This window comes from Streptomyces venezuelae (genome assembly GCF_008642275.1).
Lineage (GTDB): Bacteria > Actinomycetota > Actinomycetes > Streptomycetales > Streptomycetaceae > Streptomyces > Streptomyces venezuelae_E.
The window spans coordinates 2,659,286-2,681,033 of record NZ_CP029189.1; the positions used below are offsets into that span (position 1 = coordinate 2,659,286).

The 21,748-nt window shown below is 72.0% G+C and carries 17 protein-coding genes and 1 pseudogene; 11 read left to right on the forward strand and 7 right to left on the reverse strand.

Going from position 1 to position 21,748, the window contains the following annotated elements; all coding sequences use genetic code 11:
• Positions 1-4: 4 nt before the first annotated feature.
• Entirely contained in the window at positions 5-928 is a 924-nt protein-coding gene (gene iolC, locus DEJ51_RS11395) for a 5-dehydro-2-deoxygluconokinase (protein ID WP_150261833.1), read from the reverse strand.
• 83 nt (positions 929-1,011) lie between these two features.
• Between iolC and DEJ51_RS11400 the strand changes: the two genes are divergently transcribed.
• The 3 genes from DEJ51_RS11400 to DEJ51_RS11410 all read left to right on the forward strand — a co-directional run bounded on the left by DEJ51_RS11400 (position 1,012) and on the right by DEJ51_RS11410 (position 3,397).
• A complete protein-coding gene (locus tag DEJ51_RS11400; RefSeq protein ID WP_150257497.1) occupies positions 1,012-1,926 on the forward strand; it encodes a sugar phosphate isomerase/epimerase family protein in 915 nt (304 codons plus the stop codon).
• 26 nt (positions 1,927-1,952) lie between these two features.
• Entirely contained in the window at positions 1,953-2,963 is a 1,011-nt protein-coding gene (locus DEJ51_RS11405; RefSeq protein ID WP_150257498.1) for a Gfo/Idh/MocA family protein, read from the forward strand.
• Between the two features lie 233 nt (positions 2,964-3,196).
• Positions 3,197-3,397, forward strand: coding sequence for a helix-turn-helix transcriptional regulator (locus tag DEJ51_RS11410; RefSeq protein WP_030716013.1), 201 nt, complete (start codon positions 3,197-3,199; stop codon positions 3,395-3,397).
• Positions 3,398-3,457: 60 nt separating this feature from the next.
• Here DEJ51_RS11410 and DEJ51_RS11415 read toward each other — a convergent pair whose 3' ends face one another.
• Complete coding sequence (locus DEJ51_RS11415; protein ID WP_150257499.1) at positions 3,458-5,695, reverse strand: MMPL family transporter; 2,238 nt, start codon at positions 5,693-5,695, stop codon at positions 3,458-3,460.
• 146 nt (positions 5,696-5,841) lie between these two features.
• Here DEJ51_RS11415 and DEJ51_RS11420 point away from each other — a divergent pair, with 146 nt between their 5' ends.
• The 3 genes from DEJ51_RS11420 to DEJ51_RS11430 all read left to right on the forward strand — a co-directional run bounded on the left by DEJ51_RS11420 (position 5,842) and on the right by DEJ51_RS11430 (position 9,561).
• The gene (locus DEJ51_RS11420; RefSeq protein ID WP_223835762.1) at positions 5,842-6,513 is read left to right on the forward strand and encodes a TetR/AcrR family transcriptional regulator; all 672 of its coding nucleotides are present in this window, start codon (positions 5,842-5,844) and stop codon (positions 6,511-6,513) included.
• A 392-nt stretch (positions 6,514-6,905) separates the two neighbouring features.
• The gene (locus DEJ51_RS11425; protein ID WP_150257501.1) at positions 6,906-7,139 is read left to right on the forward strand and encodes a heavy-metal-associated domain-containing protein; all 234 of its coding nucleotides are present in this window, start codon (positions 6,906-6,908) and stop codon (positions 7,137-7,139) included.
• Between the two features lie 112 nt (positions 7,140-7,251).
• Positions 7,252-9,561: a heavy metal translocating P-type ATPase gene (locus tag DEJ51_RS11430; protein ID WP_150257502.1), complete on the forward strand. Its 2,310-nt coding sequence runs from the start codon at positions 7,252-7,254 to the stop codon at positions 9,559-9,561.
• Between the two features lie 391 nt (positions 9,562-9,952).
• Here the strand turns inward: DEJ51_RS11430 and DEJ51_RS11435 are convergent, their stop codons facing one another.
• Both DEJ51_RS11435 and DEJ51_RS11440 read right to left on the reverse strand, forming a co-directional pair.
• A complete protein-coding gene (locus tag DEJ51_RS11435) occupies positions 9,953-11,242 on the reverse strand; it encodes a citrate synthase (RefSeq protein ID WP_030010215.1) in 1,290 nt (429 codons plus the stop codon).
• A 182-nt stretch (positions 11,243-11,424) separates the two neighbouring features.
• Complete coding sequence (locus DEJ51_RS11440) at positions 11,425-13,680, reverse strand: ATP-dependent RecD-like DNA helicase (RefSeq protein ID WP_150257503.1); 2,256 nt, start codon at positions 13,678-13,680, stop codon at positions 11,425-11,427.
• A gap of 265 nt (positions 13,681-13,945) precedes the next feature.
• Between DEJ51_RS11440 and DEJ51_RS11445 the strand changes: the two genes are divergently transcribed.
• Both DEJ51_RS11445 and DEJ51_RS11450 read left to right on the forward strand, forming a co-directional pair.
• Positions 13,946-14,476: a DUF937 domain-containing protein gene (locus DEJ51_RS11445; protein ID WP_150257504.1), complete on the forward strand. Its 531-nt coding sequence runs from the start codon at positions 13,946-13,948 to the stop codon at positions 14,474-14,476.
• 56 nt (positions 14,477-14,532) lie between these two features.
• Positions 14,533-15,045 (forward strand): annotated as a pseudogene (locus DEJ51_RS11450) (GNAT family N-acetyltransferase); the annotation flags it as partial.
• Here DEJ51_RS11450 and DEJ51_RS11455 read toward each other — a convergent pair.
• Positions 14,951-15,931: an EamA family transporter gene (locus DEJ51_RS11455; RefSeq protein WP_150257506.1), complete on the reverse strand. Its 981-nt coding sequence runs from the start codon at positions 15,929-15,931 to the stop codon at positions 14,951-14,953. The pseudogene DEJ51_RS11450 and the gene DEJ51_RS11455 overlap by 95 nt on opposite strands.
• Before the next feature lie 100 nt (positions 15,932-16,031).
• Here DEJ51_RS11455 and DEJ51_RS11460 point away from each other — a divergent pair, with 100 nt between their 5' ends.
• Together DEJ51_RS11460 and DEJ51_RS11465 are read left to right on the forward strand one after the other, a co-directional pair.
• Complete coding sequence (locus DEJ51_RS11460) at positions 16,032-16,940, forward strand: LysR family transcriptional regulator (RefSeq protein WP_150257507.1); 909 nt, start codon at positions 16,032-16,034, stop codon at positions 16,938-16,940.
• A 198-nt stretch (positions 16,941-17,138) separates the two neighbouring features.
• Entirely contained in the window at positions 17,139-18,935 is a 1,797-nt protein-coding gene (locus DEJ51_RS11465) for a glycoside hydrolase family 3 protein (protein ID WP_150257508.1), read from the forward strand.
• A 90-nt stretch (positions 18,936-19,025) separates the two neighbouring features.
• Here the strand turns inward: DEJ51_RS11465 and DEJ51_RS11470 are convergent, their stop codons facing one another.
• Positions 19,026-20,459, reverse strand: coding sequence for a S28 family serine protease (locus DEJ51_RS11470; protein ID WP_150257509.1), 1,434 nt, complete (start codon positions 20,457-20,459; stop codon positions 19,026-19,028).
• 84 nt (positions 20,460-20,543) lie between these two features.
• The gene (locus DEJ51_RS11475; protein ID WP_223835763.1) at positions 20,544-20,897 is read right to left on the reverse strand and encodes a hypothetical protein; all 354 of its coding nucleotides are present in this window, start codon (positions 20,895-20,897) and stop codon (positions 20,544-20,546) included.
• A 289-nt stretch (positions 20,898-21,186) separates the two neighbouring features.
• Between DEJ51_RS11475 and DEJ51_RS11480 the strand changes: the two genes are divergently transcribed.
• Positions 21,187-21,741, forward strand: a complete 555-nt coding sequence (locus DEJ51_RS11480) for an EF-hand domain-containing protein (protein ID WP_150257510.1) — start codon at positions 21,187-21,189, stop codon at positions 21,739-21,741.
• Positions 21,742-21,748 lie beyond the last annotated feature (7 nt).

Consider the following 21,748-nt stretch of genomic DNA (forward strand, 5'->3'; position numbering starts at 1 on the left):
CCACTCAGACACCACCGGCACGTCCGAGCACCTCCTCCACCTCGTGAGCGAACGGCATCGCGCTCGAACACGCCAGCCGTGAGGCGACGATCGCCCCGGCCGCGTTCGCGTACCGCATCACCCGCTCCGGTTCCCACCCCGCCAGCAGTCCGTGGCACAGCGCCCCGCCGAACGCGTCGCCCGCGCCGAGCCCGTTGACCACGTCCACCGGCACGGGGGCGACCTCCGCCACGGTGCCGTCGCGGTGGACCGCCAGCACGCCCTCGGGGCCGCGCTTGACCACCGCCAGTTCCACGCCCGCCGCGAGCAGCGCCCGCGCCGCCGCGTGGGGATCCGACTCGCCCGTGGCGATCTCGCACTCCTCCGTGTTCCCCACGGCCACCGTCGCGGACCGCAGCGCCCGCTCGTAGTACGGCCCGGGTTTCTCCCGCCACAGCATCGGCCGCCAGTCCAGGTCGAACACCGTCGTGCCGGTCCGCGCGCGGGCCTCCAGCGCCGCCAGGGTCGCCTCCCGCGAGGGCTCCTCGCTCAGGCCCGTGCCCGTCATCCAGAACACGCGGGCCGCCCGTACCGCCGCCAGGTCCACCTCCTCGGCCGCGATCTCCAGGTCCGGTGCCTTCGGCAGCCGGTAGAAGTACAGCGGGAAGCGGTCCGGCGGGAAGATCTCGCAGAAGGTGATGGGGGTCGGCAGCCCCGGGACCTCGGCGACCCACCGGTCGTCCACCCCGAACCCCCGCAGTTCGGAGCGCAGATACCCGCCGAAGGGGTCCGCTCCGGTACGGGTGATCACCGCCACCCGGCGCCCCAGCCGGGCCGCGGCGACGGCCACGTTGGACGGGGAGCCGCCCAGGAACTTGCCGAAGGTCTCGGCCTCGGCCAGTGGTACGCCCGTCGCCAACGGGTAGAGATCCACCCCGATCCGGCCCATCGTGATCAGGTCGAACGCGAAGGGATCGCCGGTGCCGGTCACAGTCAGTCCTCCTGTTGGTCCTCCACCCTAAGGTGGCCGCTATGACGTCCTCCCCGCCCGCGTTGACCCGTATCCGCATCGGTTCGGCTCCGGACTCCTGGGGTGTCTGGTTTCCCGACGACCCCCGGCAGACCCCGTGGGAACGCTTCCTCGACGAGGTGGCCGACGCCGGGTACGAGTGGATCGAACTCGGCCCCTACGGCTATCTGCCCACCGATCCCGCCCGCCTCGCCGAGGAAACGGCCAAGCGCGGACTGCGCGTCTCGGCCGGAACCGTCTTCACCGGACTCCATCACGGGCCCGCCGTGTGGGAGGACACCTGGGAGCACGTGTCGCGGATCGCGGCCCTGACCCGGGCGATGGGCGCGGCCCATCTCGTCGTCATCCCGTCCTTCTGGCGGGACGACAAGACCGGGGAGGTACGGGAGGACCGCACCCTGACGGCCGCCCAATGGCGTGAACTGACCTCGCAGACCGAGCGCCTCGGCCGGGAGGTACGGGACCGGTACGGGCTGCGGATCGTCGTCCACCCGCACGCCGACACCCACATCGACACCCCGGAGAACGTGGCCCGCTTCCTGGACGCCACCGACCCCGAACTCGTCTCCCTGTGCCTGGACACGGGGCACTACGCGTACTGCGGCGGGGACAGCGTGCAGGCCGTGGAGACCTTCGGCGAGCGGATCGGCTACCTCCACCTCAAGCAGGTGGATCCGCGGATCCTCGCCGAAGTCATGGCCGCGGAGCTGCCCTTCGGGCCGGCCGTTGGGCGTGGGGTGATGTGCGAACCGCCCTCGGGGGTGCCCGCGCTGGAACCGGTGCTCGCGGCGGCCCAGCGCCTGGACGTGGACCTGTTCGCCATCGTGGAGCAGGACATGTACCCCTGTCCGCCGGACCGGCCGCTGCCGATCGCCCGGCGGACCCGCGCCTACCTCCGTTCCTGCGGCGCCCGCTGACCCTTCGGAAGGAAGAGGAGTACGACATGAGCACGCTCGGCATCGCCGTCATCGGCACCGGGAAGATGGGCGCCGACCACGTACGCCGGATCGGGCGGACGGTGGGCGGGGCCCGGGTGGTGGCCGTGGCCGACCCGGACGGCGACCGGGTCAAGGAGGTCGCGGGCACTGTGGACGGGGCGACGGCGCACACCGACCCGGCGGCCGCGATAGCCGCGCCCGGGGTCCAGGCGGTGCTGATCGCCTCGCCCGGACCCGCCCACGAGGAGGCGATCCTGCACGCCCTGGAGCGGGAGCTGCCGGTGCTGTGCGAGAAGCCGCTGACGCCGGATCCCGCGGGTGCGCTGCGCGTGATGGAGGCCGAACAGCGGCTGGGGCGGCGCCTGGTGCAGGTCGGGTTCATGCGGCGGTACGACGCCGAGTACGCCCGGCTGAAGGAGCTGCTGGACGCGGGCGGGATCGGGCGCCCGCTCTTCCTGCACTGCCGGCACCGCAACGCCTCCTCGCCGTCGTTCTTCACCAGCGACATGCTGATCAGCGACTCGGTGGTGCACGAGGTGGACGCGGCCCGCTGGCTGCTGGGGCAGGAGATCACCGCCGTCAGCGTGCTCTCGCCGCGGCCCACGGCGGCCGCTCCCGAGGGGCTGAGCGATCCCCGGCTGGTGCTGCTGGAGACCTCGGGCGGGGCCGTCGTCGACGTGGAGATCTTCGTCAACTGCGGTTTCGGCTACCAGGTGCAGTGCGAGGCGGTCGGCGAGGCGGGCAGTGCCCGGATCGGTGACGGGCACGCGATGGTGGTGCAGTCGGCGGGCCGGTGGGGCGGCGCCATCGACCAGGACTTCACGGTGCGCTTCGCCGATGCGTACGACCGCCAGCTGCGGAGCTGGGTGGCCGCGGCCGCGCGCGGCCGCGTGGCGGGGCCCGACGCCTATGACGGCTACGCGGCGGCCGCCGTCTCCGAGGCGGGCCTCACGGCGGCGCGCGACGGTGTACGGGCCGTCGTGGACCTGGCGGAGCGCCCGGCCCTGTACCGCTGACGCCCCGCCAACTCCTCACCTGACCCCTGTGACCCTCTTGTCACAGGGGTCCCCCTTCTGTCACGCATGTCCGCATTACGCGGGTCTTCCGTCACAGGAAGTCGACAGCCGCTCCCCTGTCGTCACTGCGCGTCGTTCCCCGGGCACAACCCGAGTGATCGTCAGCGTCCACGCGTCGGCTCCCCCGACGGCCTCCCGGCCGGCCCCGCGCCGTGGACAAGGAGGTGTCCAGCATGAGCGACCGACAGCTGTGGTCGTACAAGGAGATCGCTGCTCACATCCGGGTCCAGCCGGACACCGTGCGCTCCTACCGCAAGCACGGGCTGCTGCCCACGCCCGACCACGTGGAAGGGGGCAAGCCCTACTGGTACGCCGATACCGTGCGCGCCTGGGTGGCCCGCCGGCCCGGAAACCGGGGCCGCCGCGAGGACTGATTCCCGCGGCGCCGGGTGAGGGGCCCGTCAGCTCCCTCACCCGGCCCCGTGCCCGGACCGTCAGGCCGGGGCTCCCGCGGGTGTCCGGTCCGGCTCCGGCGCCGGGGGCGCGGACTCGCCCTCGCTCAGGCCGAACCTCTCGTGCAGGCGGCGCAGCGGGGCGGGCGCCCACCAGGTGGCGCGTCCGGTCAGCTTCATCACCGCCGGGACCAGGAGGCTGCGGACGACCATGGCGTCCATGAGGACCGCCAGCGCGATCCCGAGCCCCAGCATCTTGGTGTTGGTCACCCGGGAGGTGCCGATGGCCACCATCACCACCGCCAGGATCACGGCCGCCGCGGTGATCAGTCCGCCGGTGCGGGCCAGCCCCGTCCGGACGGCGCTCTCGTGGTCCCCGGTGCGGTCGTACTCCTCCTTGATCCGGGATATGAGGAACACCCCGTAGTCCATGGAGAGCCCGAAGGCGATGCAGAACATCAGCACCGGCAGGGTGGTCTCTATGTCGCCGGTCGCGGTGAAGGAGAGGAGCCCGGAGAGGTTGCCCTCCTGGAACACCCACACCACCGCCCCGAACATCGCGGTCAGGCTGAGCGCGTTGAGCAGCACCGCCTGCAGCGGTATCAGCAGGCTTCCGGTGAGCAGGAACACCAGCAGCAGCGTGGCGAGGACCACCAGGGCAGCCGCCGCGGGCAGTGCTCCGGCGATGGCCTTCTGCGCGTCGACGAGAACGGCCGCCTGCCCGGTCACCGAGGTCTTGAAGCCCGGGTCCACGGCGCGGACCTCGCCGACCAGGTCCTGGGCTGTCTGCCCCACGGCCTCGCCCTCGACGGAGACCGAGAAGGAGCTGTACCCGCTCGCGGTCGTGGAGCCGATCGGCCCGTCCACCCGGATCACCCCGGGCAGGGCGGCCAGCCGGTCCCGGTAGGCCGCGAGTCGCTCGGGGCCCGGCGCTCCCTCGGCGAGCACGGTGAGTCCGCCGCCGGGGCTGTCCGGGAAGCCGTCGCGGATCTGCTCCTGCACCACGTGCGAGGGAGCGTCTTTCGGGAGCTGCCGGTCGTCGACCGTGCCGAACTTGACGCCCATGAAGGGCAGCCCGAGGAGCAGCAGGCCCACGGTGGTGGCCACGGCGAAGACCGGGGCGCGCCGCATCACGAGAGCGGCCGCCCGCCCCCAGCCGCGGCCCGTCTCCGCGGGCCCGGTCACGGCCGCCTGCGGCCGGCCACGCCGCCACAGCCGGCGCAGGTCGAGGGCGTTGACGCGGTCGCCGAGGAGCACCAGGGCGGCCGGCAGCAGGATCAGCGCGGCCGCCGCCGCGAGCAGCACCACCGCCACCCCGGCGTAGGCGAAGGAGCGCAGGAAGTACATGGGGAAGAAGAGCATCGCCGAGAGCGAGACGGCGACGGTGAGCGCCGAGAAGAGCACGGTGCGGCCGGCCGTGCGCAGGGTGGCCCCGACGGCGGCGACCGGATCGCGCCCGGCGGCGAGTTCCTCACGGAACCGGCGGACGATGAACAGGGCGTAGTCGATGGCGAGTCCGAGGCCGAGCGCGGTGGTCAGGTTCTGGGCGAAGACGGAGACGTCGGTGAACTCGGTGAGTCCGCGCAGTACGGCGTTGGTGCCGAGGATGGCCACGATGCCGACGCCGAGCGGGAGCAGGGCGGCGACGGCGCTGCCGAAGACGAGGACGAGCAGGACGAGGGTGACCGGCAGGGCGATGATCTCGGCGCGCAGCAGGTCTTCCTGGATGGTCTGGGTGACCTCGCGCTGGACGGCCGCGGGGCCGCCGAGGGACACCCGCACCGGGCCGTGCGGGCCCTCGTAGCGCGGGGCTATGCGTTCGAGTGCCGCGGTGGCCGTCTTCTCGTCGCCCTGGACGCGGGCGACGATGAGTGCCTGACGGCCGTCCCCGGAGCGCAGCGTGGGCAGCTGGGTGCGCCAGTACGAGCCGACGCCGACGACCCCCCGTTCGCCGTCGAGTGCGGCCGCGAGCCGTTCGGCTTCGGCGGCCACGGCCGGGTCGTCGACCCCCGTGGTGCCCGCGGCGGCGTCGACGAGCAGCAGCAGATTGGGCCCGGAGTGCGGGAACTCCCGTTCCAGGGCCCGCGTGGCGTAGGTGGACTGGGCGCCCGGGTCCTCCCAGCCGCCACTTCCCAGCCGGTCGGCGACGCCGCCGCCCGCGACCACGGCCAGGGCCGTGACCAGCAGGGCGAGCAGCAGCGTGAGCCGCGGCCGGGCCGTGACGAAGCGGGTCCACCCCGCATCCGCCCCGGAGGACGGCGGTTTCTTGACTTCGGACATGGCTCGGTGTCCCCTTCACCGTGATTGCCAGGCCACATAGACTGGCAAACACGAGCAGTCGCTCGCGTTTCTCAAGAATGCGAGCGATCACTCGCGTTTGTCAATCGCCCACGGGAAGCAGGGGATTGGACATGCCGGGGACAGACATGGGCAAAAACACTGAAAAAGGGACCGAGGGATCTGCCGTGGACACGAGTGCGGCGGCCGCCGCGCCGCGCCGCCGCCAGGCCCGCGGCGAGCGCCGGATCTCCCAGCTGCTGGCCGCCGCCGCCGGGGTGTTCTGCCGCACCGGCTACGCCTCGGCGAGCACCAACGCCATCGCCCGCGAGGCGGGCGTGTCGCCGGGCACCCTCTACCAGTACTTCCCCAACAAGGAGGCCATCGCGGTGGAGCTCGGCGGCCAGCTGCTCCAGCGCGCGCACGAGATGCACGGGCAGGCCTTCCGCCCCGAGAACATCCACCGCCCCCTGCCCGAGCTGCTCGACGCCGTCCTCGACCCGGTCATCGCCTTCAACTGCGAGAACCCGGCCTTCTGGGCCCTCATGCACGGCACCGGAGTCCCCGGCATCGCCCAGGAGCACGAAAAGCTGCACGAGAGCCTGCTCGCCCGCATCGAGGCCGTGCTGCGCGACCGCTGCTCCGGGATCACGCCCGACGAGCTCGCCCACACCTCGAACATGATCCTGGGCATCTTCAAGTCGTCCCTCGACCTGATCCTGGCCCACGAGGGCGACGAGCGCGCCGCGTACACCGCCGAGCTCAAGACCGTACTGCTGCGCTACCTGGAGCCGATGATCACCGGGACTCCCGCGCACTGATCCGTCCGCCCCGCCCGCCCGGGTCCGCCGAACCGACCGCGCCCACCGCTCCACAGGTGAGCGCGGCACCCGCGCTCCCGGCCGGGCGACACCCCCGGGGCCCGGCTCCCGGCCGGCCGACGGCCCTCCTGGACCCGGCTCCCGGCCGGCCGACGGCCCTCCTGGGCCCCGCCCCCAACCCCGGACGGCCCGGGGCCTCCCGGGTGACCCGTCCAGCCATTCACCGACGGATCGCCCACACCCGGCCGGTTTTCCCGCCAGGATCGGAAAACCGGGAGCCGATGCTCGCCTTGATACCCCCCAGGGGTATAGTCTCAGAGTGTCGGGAGCACGGTGGAGCCATCGGCCACCCCTCCCAGTGACCGGCACACGCCCCTGAAGAGGAGAACGACATGACCGCCGAGACGGACACCCAGACCACCACCGTCTACCGGGTGACCGGCATGACCTGCGGACACTGCGAGGGCGCCGTGACCACCGAGATCTCCGCCCTGCCGGGCGTCAGCACGGTCAAGGCGGTCGCCGCGACCGGCGAGGTCACCGTGGTCTCCGCCGCCCCGCTCGCGGACGAGGACGTCCGCGCCGCCGTCGACGAGGCCGGCTACGAGTTCGGCGGGCAGGTCTGAGCGGCCCGCCCTCCCGCACGGCACCCGCGGCAGCCCCGCGGAACCCTGCCGGGTCGTGCCGGCCAGCTCATACTGGACCCGTACGGCCCGGCCCTCCCCCTGGAGCCGGAACATGAGCAGCAGCACAGTGCACGACGGACCGATAACGGCGGTCGAACTCTCGATCGGCGGGATGACATGCGCCTCCTGCGCCGCCCGCATCGAGAAGAAGCTCAACCGGATGGACGGCGTCGAAGCCACGGTGAACTACGCCACCGAGAAGGCCCGCGTCTCCTACACCGGTGACGTGCAGGTCGCCGACCTGATCGCGACCGTCGTCAAGACCGGCTACACCGCCGAGGAGCCCCCGCCTCCCGCACCGGAACCCGCCGCGCACGCCGCCGACGCCCCCGAGGGCGGCCGGGAAGGCGGCGGCGGGGACGAAGGCGGCCAGGCACCGGCGGAGGCCCCCGACCCGGCGCTCGCAGCGCTGCGCACCCGCCTGCTGGTCTCGGTCACGCTCGCCCTGCCCGTCGTCCTGCTCGCGATGATCCCCGCCCTCCAGTTCGACAACTGGCAGTGGCTCTCGCTGACGCTCGCCGCCCCCGTCGTCGTCTGGGGCGGCCTCCCCTTCCACAAGGCCGCCTGGACCAACGCCCGGCACGGCGCCGCCACCATGGACACCCTCGTCTCGGTCGGCACCCTGGCCGCCTTCACCTGGTCGCTGTGGGCCCTGTTCTTCGGCCACGCGGGCATGCCCGGCATGCGGCACGGCTTCGACTTCGGCGTCTCCCGTACCGACGGCTCCTCCGCCATCTACCTGGAGGTGGCGGCCGGCGTCGTCTCCTTCATCCTGCTGGGCCGCTACCTGGAGGCCCGCTCCAAGCGGAAGGCGGGCGCGGCCCTCAAGGCCCTGCTGGAGCTGGGCGCCAAGGACGTCGTCGTCCTGCGCGCGGGCCAGGAGGTCCGGATCCCCGTGGGCGCCCTCGCGGTCGGCGACCGGTTCGTCGTCCGGCCCGGCGAGAAGATCGCCACCGACGGCACCGTCGTCGAGGGCGGCTCCGCCGTGGACGCCTCCATGCTGACCGGCGAGTCCGTCCCGGTCGACGTCGCCGTGGGCGACTCCGTCACCGGGGCCACCGTGAACACCTCCGGGCGCCTGGTCGTCGAGGCCACCCGGATCGGCGCCGACACCCAGCTCGCCCGGATGGCGAAGATGGTGGAGGACGCGCAGAACGGCAAGGCCGAGGTGCAGCGCCTCGCCGACCAGATCTCCGGGATCTTCGTACCCGTCGTCCTCGTGCTCGCCCTCGGCACCTGGATCACCTGGCTGCTGATCACCGATGACCCCACCGCCGCCTTCACCGCCGCCGTGGCCGTCCTGATCATCGCCTGCCCGTGCGCCCTGGGCCTGGCCACCCCGACCGCGCTGATGGTGGGCACCGGGCGGGGTGCGCAGCTCGGCATCCTGATCAAGGGCCCCGAGGTACTGGAATCCACCCGCCGGGTGGACACCGTCGTCCTGGACAAGACCGGCACCGTCACCACCGGCCGGATGACCCTCGACGGCGTCTTCACCGCCGCGGGCGTCGACGAGCACGAACTCCTGCGCCTCGCCGGATCGCTGGAGCACGCCTCGGAGCACCCGATCGCCCGGGCCGTCGCCACCGGGGCGGCCGAGCGGGCCGGCTCCCTGCCGGTGCCGGAGTCCTTCGAGAACGTCGCCGGACTCGGCGTCCAGGGAGTGGTCGACGGACACGCCGTCCTGGTGGGCCGCGAGCGGCTGCTGGCCGACTGGTCGATCGAGCTGCCCGCCGGGCTGGCCGAGGCCAAGGCGGCCGCAGAGGCCGCGGGCGGCACCGCAGTCCTGGTCGCCTGGGACGGCGCGGCGCGCGGGGTCCTGACCGTGGCCGACGCCGTCAAGGAGACCAGCACCGAGGCGGTCTCCCGGCTGCGGGCGCTGGGCCTCACCCCGGTCCTTCTCACGGGCGACAACCAGGCCGTCGCCACGACGGTGGCCCGCGAGGTGGGCATCGACGAGGTGATCGCCGAGGTCCTGCCGCAGGACAAGGTGGACGTCGTACGCCGCCTGCAGGCCGAGGGACGTACGGTCGCGATGGTCGGCGACGGGGTCAACGACGCGGCGGCGCTGGCCCAGGCGGACCTGGGGCTGGCCATGGGCACCGGCACGGACGCGGCCATCGAGGCGGGCGACCTGACCCTCGTACGGGGTGACCTCCGGGTCGCGGCGGACGCGATCCGGCTCTCGCGCCGGACCCTGGCCACGATCAAGGGCAACCTGTTCTGGGCCTTCGGCTACAACGTGGCGGCCCTGCCGCTGGCGGCCGCCGGTCTGCTCAACCCGATGATCGCGGGGGCCGCGATGGCCTTCTCCTCGGTGTTCGTCGTGACCAACAGCCTGCGGTTGCGGTCCTTCCGCTAGTAACCTTCCTCCTCATGGTCCGCACACTTCCTTCACGGGAGACGCAGATCACAGTGACCACAACGTAACCATCCGGGGTCGTCGTGGGTCTAATGGTGCGATGCCAAGAACGTCTTGGGGGACGTTTCACGGAGACCTGGGGGGTTTCCGTGGGCATCAGCCGGCCGGGACACGTACCCGCGGGAGGCTTTGAGCGGCCCTCCCGGACGAACGGGTCCCGGCACACCGACGCCCCGGCTCGGGTCCCGTGGGGGGAATCCGTTTCGGGGAAAAGGGAAGCGCCCCGACCGTCGACCCGTGGGGGGATCGACGGCGGGGCGCTTCTCGCATGCTCAGGAATGCCTGCGGTGCGCTCCGCGCGGCCGCACGCCGCGCGGAGGAGAGCCTCGGGTCAGCGGGCTTCTACGGGAACGAAGTCGCGCAGGACCTCGCCGGTGTAGATCTGGCGCGGGCGGCCGATGCGGGAACCCGGCTCCTTGATCATCTCGTGCCACTGGGCGATCCAGCCGGGCAGGCGGCCGAGCGCGAAGAGCACGGTGAACATCTCGGTGGGGAAGCCCATCGCCCGGTAGATGAGACCGGTGTAGAAGTCCACGTTCGGGTAGAGGTTGCGCTCGACGAAGTAGTCGTCGGCCAGCGCGTGCTCTTCCAGCTTGAGCGCGATGTCGAGCAGCTCGTCGCTCTTGCCGAGCGCCGAGAGGACGTCGTGCGCCGCCGCCTTGATGATCTTCGCCCGGGGGTCGAAGCTCTTGTAGACACGGTGTCCGAAGCCCATGAGGCGGACGCCGTCCTCCTTGTTCTTCACCTTGCGGATGAAGGCGTCGACGTCGCCGCCGTCGTTCTTGATGCCTTCCAGCATCTCCAGGACGGACTGGTTGGCGCCACCGTGCAGCGGACCCCACAGGGCCGAGATGCCGGCGGAGATCGAGGCGAACATGTTCGCCTGCGAGGAGCCGACCAGGCGCACGGTGGAGGTCGAGCAGTTCTGCTCGTGGTCCGCGTGCAGGATCAGCAGCTTGTCGAGCGCGGAGACCACGACCGGGTCCAGGTCGTACTCCTGGGCCGGCACGGAGAAGGTCATGCGCAGGAAGTTCTCGACGTAGCCGAGGTCGTTGCGCGGGTAGACCACCGGGTGGCCGACCGACTTCTTGTACGCGTAGGCCGCGATCGTCGGGAGCTTGGCCAGCAGACGGATCGTCGAGAGGTGGCGCTGCTTCTCGTCGAACGGGTTGTGGCTGTCCTGGTAGAACGTCGACAGCGCGCTGACCACGGAGGACAGCATCGCCATCGGGTGCGCGTCACGCGGGAAGCCGTCGTAGAAGCGCTTCACGTCCTCGTGGAGCAGGGTGTGCTGGGTGATCTCGTTGCGGAACGACGCGAGCTGGTCGACGGTCGGCAGCTCGCCGTTGATCAGCAGGTACGCGACCTCGATGAAGGTCGAACGCTCGGCGAGCTGCTCGATCGGGTAGCCGCGGTAGCGCAGGATGCCCTGCTCACCGTCGAGGTAGGTGATCGCGGACTTGTAGGCCGCGGTGTTGCCGTACCCACTGTCCAAGGTGACGAGCCCGGTCTGGGCCCGCAGCTTCGAGATGTCGAAGCCCTGGTCACCGACGGTGCTTTCGACCACCGGGTAGGTGTATTCACCGTCCGCGTACCGGAGTACTACAGAGTTGTCGCTCACGTCATCCCTCACCGACGTAGTGCCTCTTCTTCGAGGTGCCCTGACTGCCTCTACCTTCCCCCATTTGGCGCAGGAGAGTGCACTCGGGGTCGGCCTTTGGTGCTTTCGACGGCACTCAGTGCCGTGAAGCTACTCATCCTGCCCCCTCCGCACCAGTGCTGGAACCCCAAATGATCGATCATCTAGGTGATGTTTCCCACCGGTATCCGGCCGGACAGCCGGGCAGCGACCGCCGTGTACCTCCTGCCTGCGGAAACGGTACGCACAGCCTGACCGAGGGCCTTGCGGGACCCGACGAGGACGACCAGTTTCTTCGCCCTGGTCACCGCCGTGTAGAGCAGGTTTCGCTGGAGCATCATCCAGGCCCCGGTGGTGACGGGGATCACCACGGCCGGATATTCACTCCCCTGTGAACGGTGGATGGTGACGGCGTACGCGTGGGCCAGCTCGTCGAGCTCACCGAACTCGTACACGATCTCCTCATCCTCCTCCGTCCGTACCGTCAGGCGCTGTTCGTCCACGTCCAGGCCGGTGACCACGCCGACGGTGCCGTTGAAGACGCCGTTGGCGCCCTTCTCGTAGTTGTTCCGGATCTGGGTCACCTTGTCGCCCACCCGGAAGACCCGGCCGCCGAACCTCTTCTCCGGCAGATTCGGCCGGGCCGGCGTCATGGCCTGCTGGAGCAGTCCGTTGAGGTTTCCGGCGCCGGCGGGGCCGCGGTGCATCGGGGCGAGCACCTGGACGTCCCGGCGCGGGTCGAGCCCGAATCTGGCCGGAATCCTTCGGGCCGCCACGTCCACGGCCAGCACCCCGGCCGCCTCGGTGTCCTCCTCCGGGAAGAGGAAGAAGTCCGGCAGCCCGTCCGTGATCGGCGGCAGTCCGGTGTTGATCCGGTGGGCGTTGGTGACCACGCCCGACTGCTGGGCCTGCCGGAAGATCCGGGTCAGGCGGACCGCGGGCACCGGGCCGCCCTCGGCCAGCAGGTCCCGCAGCACCTCCCCCGCGCCGACCGACGGCAGCTGGTCCACATCGCCGACCAGCAGCAGGTGCGCCCCGGGCGCCACCGCCTTGACCAGCTTGTTGGCCAGCAGCAGGTCCAGCATCGAGGCCTCGTCGACGACGACCAGGTCCGCCTCCAGCGGCCGCTCCCGGTCGTACGCCGCGTCCCCGCCCGGTTTGAGTTCGAGCAGCCGGTGCACCGTGGAGGCCTCGGCCCCGGTGAGCTCGGCCAGCCGCTTCGCCGCCCGTCCGGTGGGCGCGGCCAGCACCACCCTGGCCTTCTTCGCCCGGGCCAGCTCGACGATCGAGCGCACGGTGAAGGACTTCCCGCAGCCGGGCCCGCCCGTGAGGACGGCGACCCGGCGGGTCAGCGCCAGCTTCACGGCGTCCCGCTGCTCGGGGGCGAGCGTGGCCCCCGTCCGCCCGGCGAGCCAGCCCAGGGCCTTCTCCCAGTCCACGTCCTGGAAGCCCGGCATCCGGTCGTCCTCGGCGTGCAGCAGCCGGCGTACCTGCCCGACCAGGGACAGCTCGGCCCGGTGGAAGGGCACCAGATACACGGCGGTCAGCGGATCCGGCCCGCCCTGCGGATCCGGTACGGACTCCCGTACGACCCCTTCCGGGTCGGCGGCGAGCTCGGCCAGGCAGTCGATCACCAGCCCCGTGTCCACCTGGAGCAGCTTGACCCCGTCGGCGATGAGCCGGTCCTCGGGCAGGAAGCAGTGCCCCTGGTCGGTGGACTGGGACAGGGCGTACTGCAGGCCTGCCTTGACCCGTTCGGGACTGTCGTGCGGGATGCCGACGGCCTGGGCGATGCGGTCAGCGGTGAGGAAGCCGATGCCCCACACGTCGGCGGCGAGCCGGTAGGGCTGGTTCTTCACGACGGAGATGGAGGCGTCGGCGTACTTCTTGTAGATGCGCACGGCGATGGAGGTGGAGACGCCGACGCCCTGGAGGAAGACCATGACCTCCTTGATGGCCTTCTGCTCCTCCCAGGCCGCGCCGATCAGTTTCGTCCGCTTGGGGCCGAGCCCGGGTACCTCGATCAGCCGTTTCGGCTCGGCCTCGATCACGTCGAGGGTGTCGGTGCCGAAGTGCTCCACGATCCGGTCGGCGATCTTCGGGCCGATGCCCTTGATCAGACCGGAGCCCAGGTAGCGACGGATGCCCTGGATGGTCGCGGGGAGCACGGTCCGGTAGTTCTCCACGGTGAACTGCCTGCCGTACTGCGGATGGGAGCCCCAGCGGCCCTCCATGCGCAGGGACTCGCCGGGCTGGGCACCGAGCAGCGAGCCGACCACCGTGAGCAGGTCACCGCTGCCGCGCCCGGTGTCGACCCGGGCGACCGTGTACCCGTTCTCCTCGTTGGCGTAGGTGATGCGTTCGAGCACGCCGTCGACCACCGCCAGTTGCACCGCCTGCGGCGCCCCCTCTGCTGCCATGACCCGAAACTACCGGGTGGCGCCGACAGCACGGTCGGCCTGTGGACAACGCAAAGGGGGTCCCGCCTCGCGGCCGGACCCCCTCACGGTTACCCCTCCCGTGTCGGACTTCCCGATCCCCCCAGATCCCTCCCCGGAAGCACCGACGCAACATACGACCCGCCATGCGCCCGCAGGGTTGCATCCGGAATCACAGCTTTACGTTTCTGTTACCCAACGCCTACTCAAGGTGCCGGTGAATCGGCACAGAAGTAGCGTTCCAGGCATGAGCCACTCTTCATTCCAGGACGACGTGCTGGGCGAACTCGGCGACGACAGGATGACCGAGATCGCGGGTCTGCTCGGCACGGACCCCTCCGGCGCCCGGGAGGCCGTCACGCAGACGCTGGGCGTCATGGCCGACGACCTCACCCAGAAGCTCGACGCGGACGACGCCGACGGCGCGGAGGTGCGCCAGGCCTTCGCCGAGGTCTCCGAGGCCGAACCGGCGCCGCAGGGCGTGGCCGCCTTCGGCGGCCTCGGCGGCCTGCTCAGCGGCGGCATGATGGCCGGCGTGCTGGCCAAACTGAGCAAGCCCGTGGCCGCCGCCGTCTCGAAGCGGACCGGCATCCCCGCGGCCACCGTCAGCCGGGTCATCGAGATGCTGATCCCGGTCGTCCTGGCGGTCCTCGCCAAGCGCGCCTCCGGCCAGGCGGCGGGCACCGGAGCGGGCGGAACGACGGGCGGAGCGGGCACCGGAGCGGGCGGAGCCGCGCGCGGCGGCCCCGGCGAGATCCTCGGCGGTGGCAAGAAATAGGCGGCAGAAAACAGCCCCTTCGGGGCCCCACCGGCGCGCCCTCCCCCTAGAGTTGCCCCATGGCTGAGAGCGTGCGGCTCCGCGACCCGGAACCGGGGGACCTGGGGTGGATCGTGCAGCGCCACGGCGCGCTGTACGCCTCCGAGTACGGCTGGAACAGCGACTTCGAGGGCCTGGTCGCCCGGATCGTCGCCGACTTCGCCCAGGACCACGACCCGCACCTGGAACGGGTGTGGATCGCGGAGCTGGACGGCCGGCCGGTCGGCTCGGTGATGTGCGTACGGGAGGAGGGCGCGCCCGGCACGGCCCGGCTGCGGCTGCTCCTGGTCGACCCGCAGGGCCGCGGCCGCGGCATCGGCGCCCTGCTGGTCGACACCGTCGTGGCCTTCGCCCGCTCGGTCGGCTACCGCGAGCTCGTCCTGTGGACCAACGACGTGCTCACCGACGCGCGCGGGCTCTACCTCAAGGCGGGCTTCACCCTGATCTCGGAGCGGCCGCACCGCTCGTACGGAGTGAGCCTGACGGGGCAGGACTGGCGGCTGCCGCTGCAGGAGGGCTACCCGCGCTGACGCCCGAACCGACCCCCGTACGGTTCACGGCGCGCGCGGGAGCCAGCGAGGTCAGCGCCACCCCGCCCACCAGCAGTACGGCCGCCAGCCAGCGCAGCCCCGAGACGGACTCGCCGAGGACCAGGGCCGCGGAGGACATCCCGAAGACGGGGACCAGCAGCGAGAACGGGGCCACCGAGGAGGCCGGGTAGCGGCGCAGCAGGTAGCTCCAGGCGGCGAAGCCGAAGACGGTGGACACCCAGGCGACGTAACCGATGACGGCCGCCCCGGACCAGTCCAGCGCCCGCAGCGCGGCCAGGTCCCGCTCAGGGCCCTCCAGCAGCAGCGAGAGCGCCAGCAGCGGCAGGACCGGGACCGTGCACACCCACACCATGAAGTTCAGGGCGTCGGGCGGGGCGGCCTTGCGGGTCAGGACGTTGGACACGCCCCAGCAGGCGGCGGCCGCCACGACCAGCGTGAAGCCCAGCACCGGCCCGGAGGTCCCGCCGTCCACCGCGGCGACCGCGATCCCGGCGAGCGCCACGGCCATCCCCAGCAGCCGGACCCGGCCCGGCCGCTCGCGGAGCACGACGGCGGCGAGGACGGCGGTGAAGACGGCCTGGATCTGCAGGACGAGCGAGGACAGGCCGGCCGGCATGCCGGCGTCCATGCCGGTGAAGAGCAGCCCGAACTTGGCGACGCCGAGGGCGATCCCGACCCCGGCGATCCACTTCCAGCCCGCCTTGGGCCGCCCGACGAAGAACACGGCGGGCAGAGCGGCGACGAGGAAGCGCAGGGCGGACAGCAGCAGCGGCGGGAAGTGGTCGAGGCCGATCTCGATGACCACGAAGTTGAAGCCCCAGACGGCGGCGACGAGCACGGCGAGTGCGGTGTGTGCGGGACGCATGCTTCGAGCATCGACCGCCCGATCGTGTAGCACCAGCTCGGATGTCTTCCGGAATGAATGAAGCATTGCTTACGCATGCGGGCGGTGCCACGATGGAGGCATGCTCGATCTGGCCCGGCTGCGCGCCCTGCACGCCGTCTCCGTCCACGGCTCGGTCGCGGGCGCGGCGGCCGCCCTCGGCTACACCCCCTCGGCGGTCTCCCAGCAGATCTCCAAGCTGGAACGCGAGACCCGCACCACCCTGCTGGAGCGGCGCGGACGCGGGGTCGCACTCACCGAGGAGGCGCACCATCTGGCCGACGCCGCCCAGGAGTTGCTGGCGATCGTGGAGCGTACCGAGACCACCCTGGAGGAGCGGCGCGGGCAGCCCAGCGGGCTGCTGACGGTGGCCGCGTTCGCGTCCGCCGCACGCGGGCTGCTCCCGCAGGTACTGGCGGACCTGGCCCGGCGGCATCCGGCGCTGGACGTCCGGCTCACCGAGGTGGACCCGCACCTGTCCGTGGACCTGGTGGCCCGGGGGGTCACCGATCTCGCGGTGGCCCACGACTGGGACATCGCCCCGCTGCCCGCGCCGGAGGGGATCGAGCAGGCCGTCATCGGGGACGACCTCTGCGACCTGGTCGTGCCGGCCGGCCATCCCTTCACCGCGCGCCGCGTCATCCGGCGCTCCGACCTGGGCGGCGAGCGCTGGGTCTGCCAGCCGCCCGGCCGGGTCTGCCACGACTGGCTCGTACGGACCCTGCGCACCGCCGGGTTCGAGCCCGACATCGCGCACGTCGCGGAGGAGAACCACACCATCGTCGCCCTGGTCGCGGCCGGGCTCGGGGTGGCCGTCGTCCCCCGGCTGGGCACCGGGGCACTGCCGCCGGGGGCCGTGACCGTACCGCTGGAACCGGGCCCCGTACGCCGGTTGTACGCCCTGTGGCGGACCGGGGCGGCCCGGCGGCCCGCGATCACGGAGGCGGTACGGAGCCTGCAGGAGCACTGGGCGGCGCGGCAGGAGGCGTGACGGGAGGCATGACGGGAGGCGGCGCACGGCGTGACGGGTGCGCGGCAGGAGGCGCGACGGGTGGGCGGCGGGAGGCGTAGCGGGTGGGCGGCAGGAGGCGTAACGGGTGGGCGGCAGAAGGGCTGCGGCGCTCCCGTCCGGGGGACCTTCCGAGTGTCCGTCACTCCTCGGGCCCACCCCGGCAGTAGGGTCCGGCGCGTGCCGTACCACGCCTCGCGCCGGAACCTGCTCGCCGCGGCCGCCCTGGTCGCCGCCACGGCCGCCGGCGCGGCTTCCGCCGCGGTCAACCCCCACCACACCCCCGACGACTCGCGGCCGCCCGGCCGCCGCCCCGGCCGGTCACGGCTGCGCGCCCTCATGGACCGGATGAGCCTCGACGAGAAGATCGGGCAGCTCTTCGTCTCCCGGGCCTACGGGCATTCGGCGACCGACCCCGATCCGGCGGACGCCGAGCAGAACCTGGCCGCCTTCGGCGTGCGTACCGCTGCCGAAGTGGTCTCCCGCTACCACCTCGGCGGGATCATCTACTTCGCCTGGGCCCACAACACCCGTGCCCCGCGGCAGATCGCCGCGCTCTCGGTCGGCCTCCAGCAGGCCGCCCTCACCACCGGTACCCGGGTCCCCCTGCTGCTCTCCACCGACCAGGAGCACGGCGCCGTCGCCCGGATCGGCAAACCGGCGACCCTGTTCCCGGGTGCGATGGCGCTCGGTGCGGCCGGCTCCACCGCCCACGCCCTGCGGGCCGCGCGCATCGCGGGCTCCGAGCTGGCCGCCATGGGCATCCGGCAGGACTACGCGCCGGTGGCCGACGTGAACGTCAACCCGGCCAATCCGGTGATCGGCGTACGGTCCTTCGGCTCCGACCCGCACGCCGTGGCGGAGCTGGTGGCCGCCCAGGTCCGCGGCTACCAGGGGGCCGGGGTCGCCGCCACCGCCAAGCACTTCCCGGGGCACGGGGACACCGAGACCGACAGCCATGTCGGGCTGCCGGTGATGCGGCACACCCGGGCCGCCTGGGAGGAGCTGGACGAGCCGCCCTTCCGGGCCGCGGTGGAGGCGGGCGTGGACGCCATCATGACGGCGCACATCGTCTTCCCCGCGCTCGATCCCTCGGGGGACCCGGCGACCCTCTCCCGGCCGATCGTCACCGGTCTGCTGCGCGAACGCCTCGGCTTCGAGGGGGTGGTGATCACCGACGCCCTGGACATGGCCGGGGTCCGCCAGAAGTACGGGAACGAGCGCGTCCCGGTCCTGGCCCTGCTGGCGGGCTGCGACCAGCTGCTGAACCCGCCGGACCTGGCGCTCGCGCAGCGCAGCGTGCGGGCGGCCGTCGAGTCGGGCGAGCTGACGGTGGCGCGCATCGAGGAGTCGGTGCTGCGGATCCTGGAACTGAAGGACCGCCGGGGTCTGTTCGACGAGGCGTACACCACGGGCCGGGAGGTCGACGCCGCCGTGGGCGTGCAGGAGCACCTCGACGCCGCCGACGCGATCGCGGCCGCCACGACGACCCTGCTGGCCGATCCCCGCGGGCTGGTTCCGTTCGACGTGACGGGCGGACCACGGCTGCTGGTCACCGGGGAGGACCCGGTCTCCCCCACGGGTACGACCGGACCCCCTACGGCCGTACTGGCCCGGGAGCTGACCGCCCTGGGCTGCCGGGCCACGGCGGTGCCGCCCGCCCGCGCCGTGGCCGCCGCGCCAGGTCACGCGGCGGTGCTGGTGTGCACGTACAACGTCCCGGAGGGGACGAGTCCGCAGCGCACGCTGGTGGCGGACCTGATCGCGACGGGCGTCCCGGTGGTCTCGCTGGCGGTCCGCAACCCGTACGACCCGGCCCGGCTGCCGGCCTGCGCGGCGGAGCTGGCCACGTACTCCTGGACGGACGTGGAGATGCGGGCGGCGGCCCGGGTGCTCACCGGGGCGCTGCGGCCCGCCGGCCGCCTGCCCGTCCCGGTCCCGGGCCGCTACCCGCTGGGCCACGGGCTGACGCGCTGATCCCTCAGCCGCCGGCCCGCGGCCCGCGTGTCCCTGCCTGTTCCGGCTCTTGGCTTCCGGCTGCCCGGTTTCCCGGGCTCCCGGCTTCCGTTACGGCCGCAGCTGCGGCTCGCGCTCCAGGTCGCGCTGGTCGAGCTGGGCGTCCGGCGCCGCCAGCGGCGCCGCCTTCCCCGCGTCGGCGAGTGCGGCGGCCGGGGCCACCCCGGCCCACTGCAGGATCTTCGAGGTGGCGAGGGCCTTCTCGCCGTCCATCAGCTTGGCGACGTTCGCCCCGTGGTTGGCGCCCGGCGCGATCATCACGTAGCTGTCGCGCGCCGTGTAGCCGAGGTGGAACGGCTCGGCGCCCCACGGGTCGTTCTGCCCGTACACGAAGAGCATCCGGTCGGCGTTGGCGCGCACCCACCGGTCCACGTCCGCCATCGCTCCCGGCTGGAAGGTCATGGGGATGTCACGGGGCACGAAATTGCGCGGCGGCTGGTAGCCGTAGCGGCTCAGGCCCTTCAGGTGCGCCAGCTTGATGTCCGGGGAGCCGAGCTGCGTACCCGCCTGGTAGTAGTACGGCGTGTACGCCTCCAGTCCCTGGTCGGCGTAGGCCGAGAAACCGGAGATGGCGTCGATCGAGTCCCAGATCTGCTGGTCGCTCGCGGTGGCGGCGGCCGGGACGGAGGCGCAGTCCGAGAGCAGGCTGTACTGCCAGAAGGCCCACACGTAGTCGAGCACCACGGCCTCGTAGGCCTTGTCGAGGTCGCCGACGGTGGTGAAGGTCCAGCCGTTCTCGGCGGCGGCGGCCGCGTACTTGGCCTCCAGCGGCTCGCGGCGCACCAGCGCCTCCCGCTGGACGGCGTTCAGCCTGTCGCGGCACTCCTTGGTGCCGACCTTGGCGAAGAACCGGTCGTAGGCCGAGTCCTCGTCGTTGACGACGTCGTTGGGCGCGACGTACGCGACGACGCCGTCCATGTCGCGGGGGTAGAAGCGCTCGTAGTACGTCGCCGTCATGCCGCCCTTGCTGGCGCCCGTGGCCAGCCAGTTCTTCTTGTAGATCTTCTTCAGGGCGGTGAAGAGGCGGTGCTGGTCACTGGCGGCCTGCCAGATGTCCAGGTTGGACCAGTTGGCCGGGTCGGGCCGGGAGGGAGTGAAGAATCGATACTCCAAGGACACCTGGTTACCGTCGACGATGGTCGTCGGCTCGCTGCGGCGCGGGCTGGTGTTGACGTTGTAGCCGGAGGTGAAGAACACCGACGGCCGCGAGACGTCCTTGTGCAACAGGGTCAGGCGCTGCTTGAAGGTGCCCTTCCACGGCTGCCGGTGGTCCACCGGCTGCTCGTAGTTCAGTACGAAGAAGCGGTAGCCGGGGTACGGCTTCTCCTCGATCAGGCTCATCCCGGGAATGCCGAGGATCTGGTCCTTGATGTCCGTGGCGGCCGCGGGCTGCGCGGCTGTGGCCGCTTGCGCCGTGGAGCCGGCCGCACCCATGGTGCCGATGAGCACCACGAGCGACAGCAGCCATCCGAGCGTCTTGCGCATTCACCCTCCCCTTGAGTTCACTTCGGTCGCCGTGAACCTAGCCGGGCCAATGCACCACTGAACAGACCCAGTTGGGCCTGTCCGTCAGCACAGGATCCAGCCGGAATCCGCGGATCCGGCCCCCACGCTCCCCTTTACATACACGCAGCGGTTGATGGCACCCACGGTGACAGGCCCGGCGTACCGCGTGAATCGCCCGGCCTCGCGCACCGGGGCACCGCCGCGTGGCTGAATGCTCACCGCCATCCGGCGCCGCTCGCCGGAGACCCGCGCCACGGTCATGGCGCAGGCCTGGTTGCGGCTCTTGTAGACCCGCACCTCACCCGCCTCGAACGCCACCGTCCGGGCCAGCCGGCCCCCGCAGCCCTCGGTCGCGGCCTGTGCCGTCGGCGGGGTGCCCAGCCCGCCCGCGCAGAGCCACAGCGCCGCCGCGAACACCCCCAGGGACGCGCCCCGTCGGCAGCGCCTCTTCCACCCCTGCAACACCCTGTCCCCCGATCGGCCGTGCGTGCGGCGCACGCACGCACGTACGACGCCCGAACCCTCCGGATGGTTGCCGCGCGCAAGGGACGGGGGACCGACATCGGCCACCCTCCCTCGTACGGGTGCATCCGCCACCTCCCGGCGGAGCAGCGGGAGTTCACACCCGGGACGGCGATTACGCTAGGTGACGCACACCCCGCTCGCCGTGACCGCAGCCGTGGCTGCAGCCGTGAAAGGCCATGAGATGACGAACGACCTGCTCGACCGCAAGCTGGCGCGCGCCTTCACGCACCTGGACGCCGACCGGAGCGGCGTGATCGACGCCGACGACATCATCGCGCTCGGCTCCCGGCTGCTGACGGCCCTCGCGGAGCCGGCCGGCTCGCCCAAGGCGGAGCGGGTGATGGGCGGGCTGGCCGACTTCTGGCAGGACCTGTTCACCGAGCTGGACCTCGACCGGGACGGCAAGGTCACGCCCGAGGAGTACAAGCAGGGCATGACCCGGCTGTACGCGCAGGGCGGGCCCGCCTACGACCGCTCGTTCCGGCCGATGATGAGCGCGATCCTGACGATCGTCGACACCGACGGCGACGGACTCATCAGCCCGCAGGAGTTCCACCGGGCGCAGGAGGCCTTCGACACGCGGCTGAGCCCCGCCGACACCGAGGCGCTCTTCCGCCGCATCGACGCGAACGGCGACGGCTGCCTCACCGTCGACGAACTGCTCGACGCGGTACGCGAGTACTACACCGGTACGGACGAGGACGCGCCGGGGAACCTGCTGTTCGGCGAGTTCTGATCCCGGG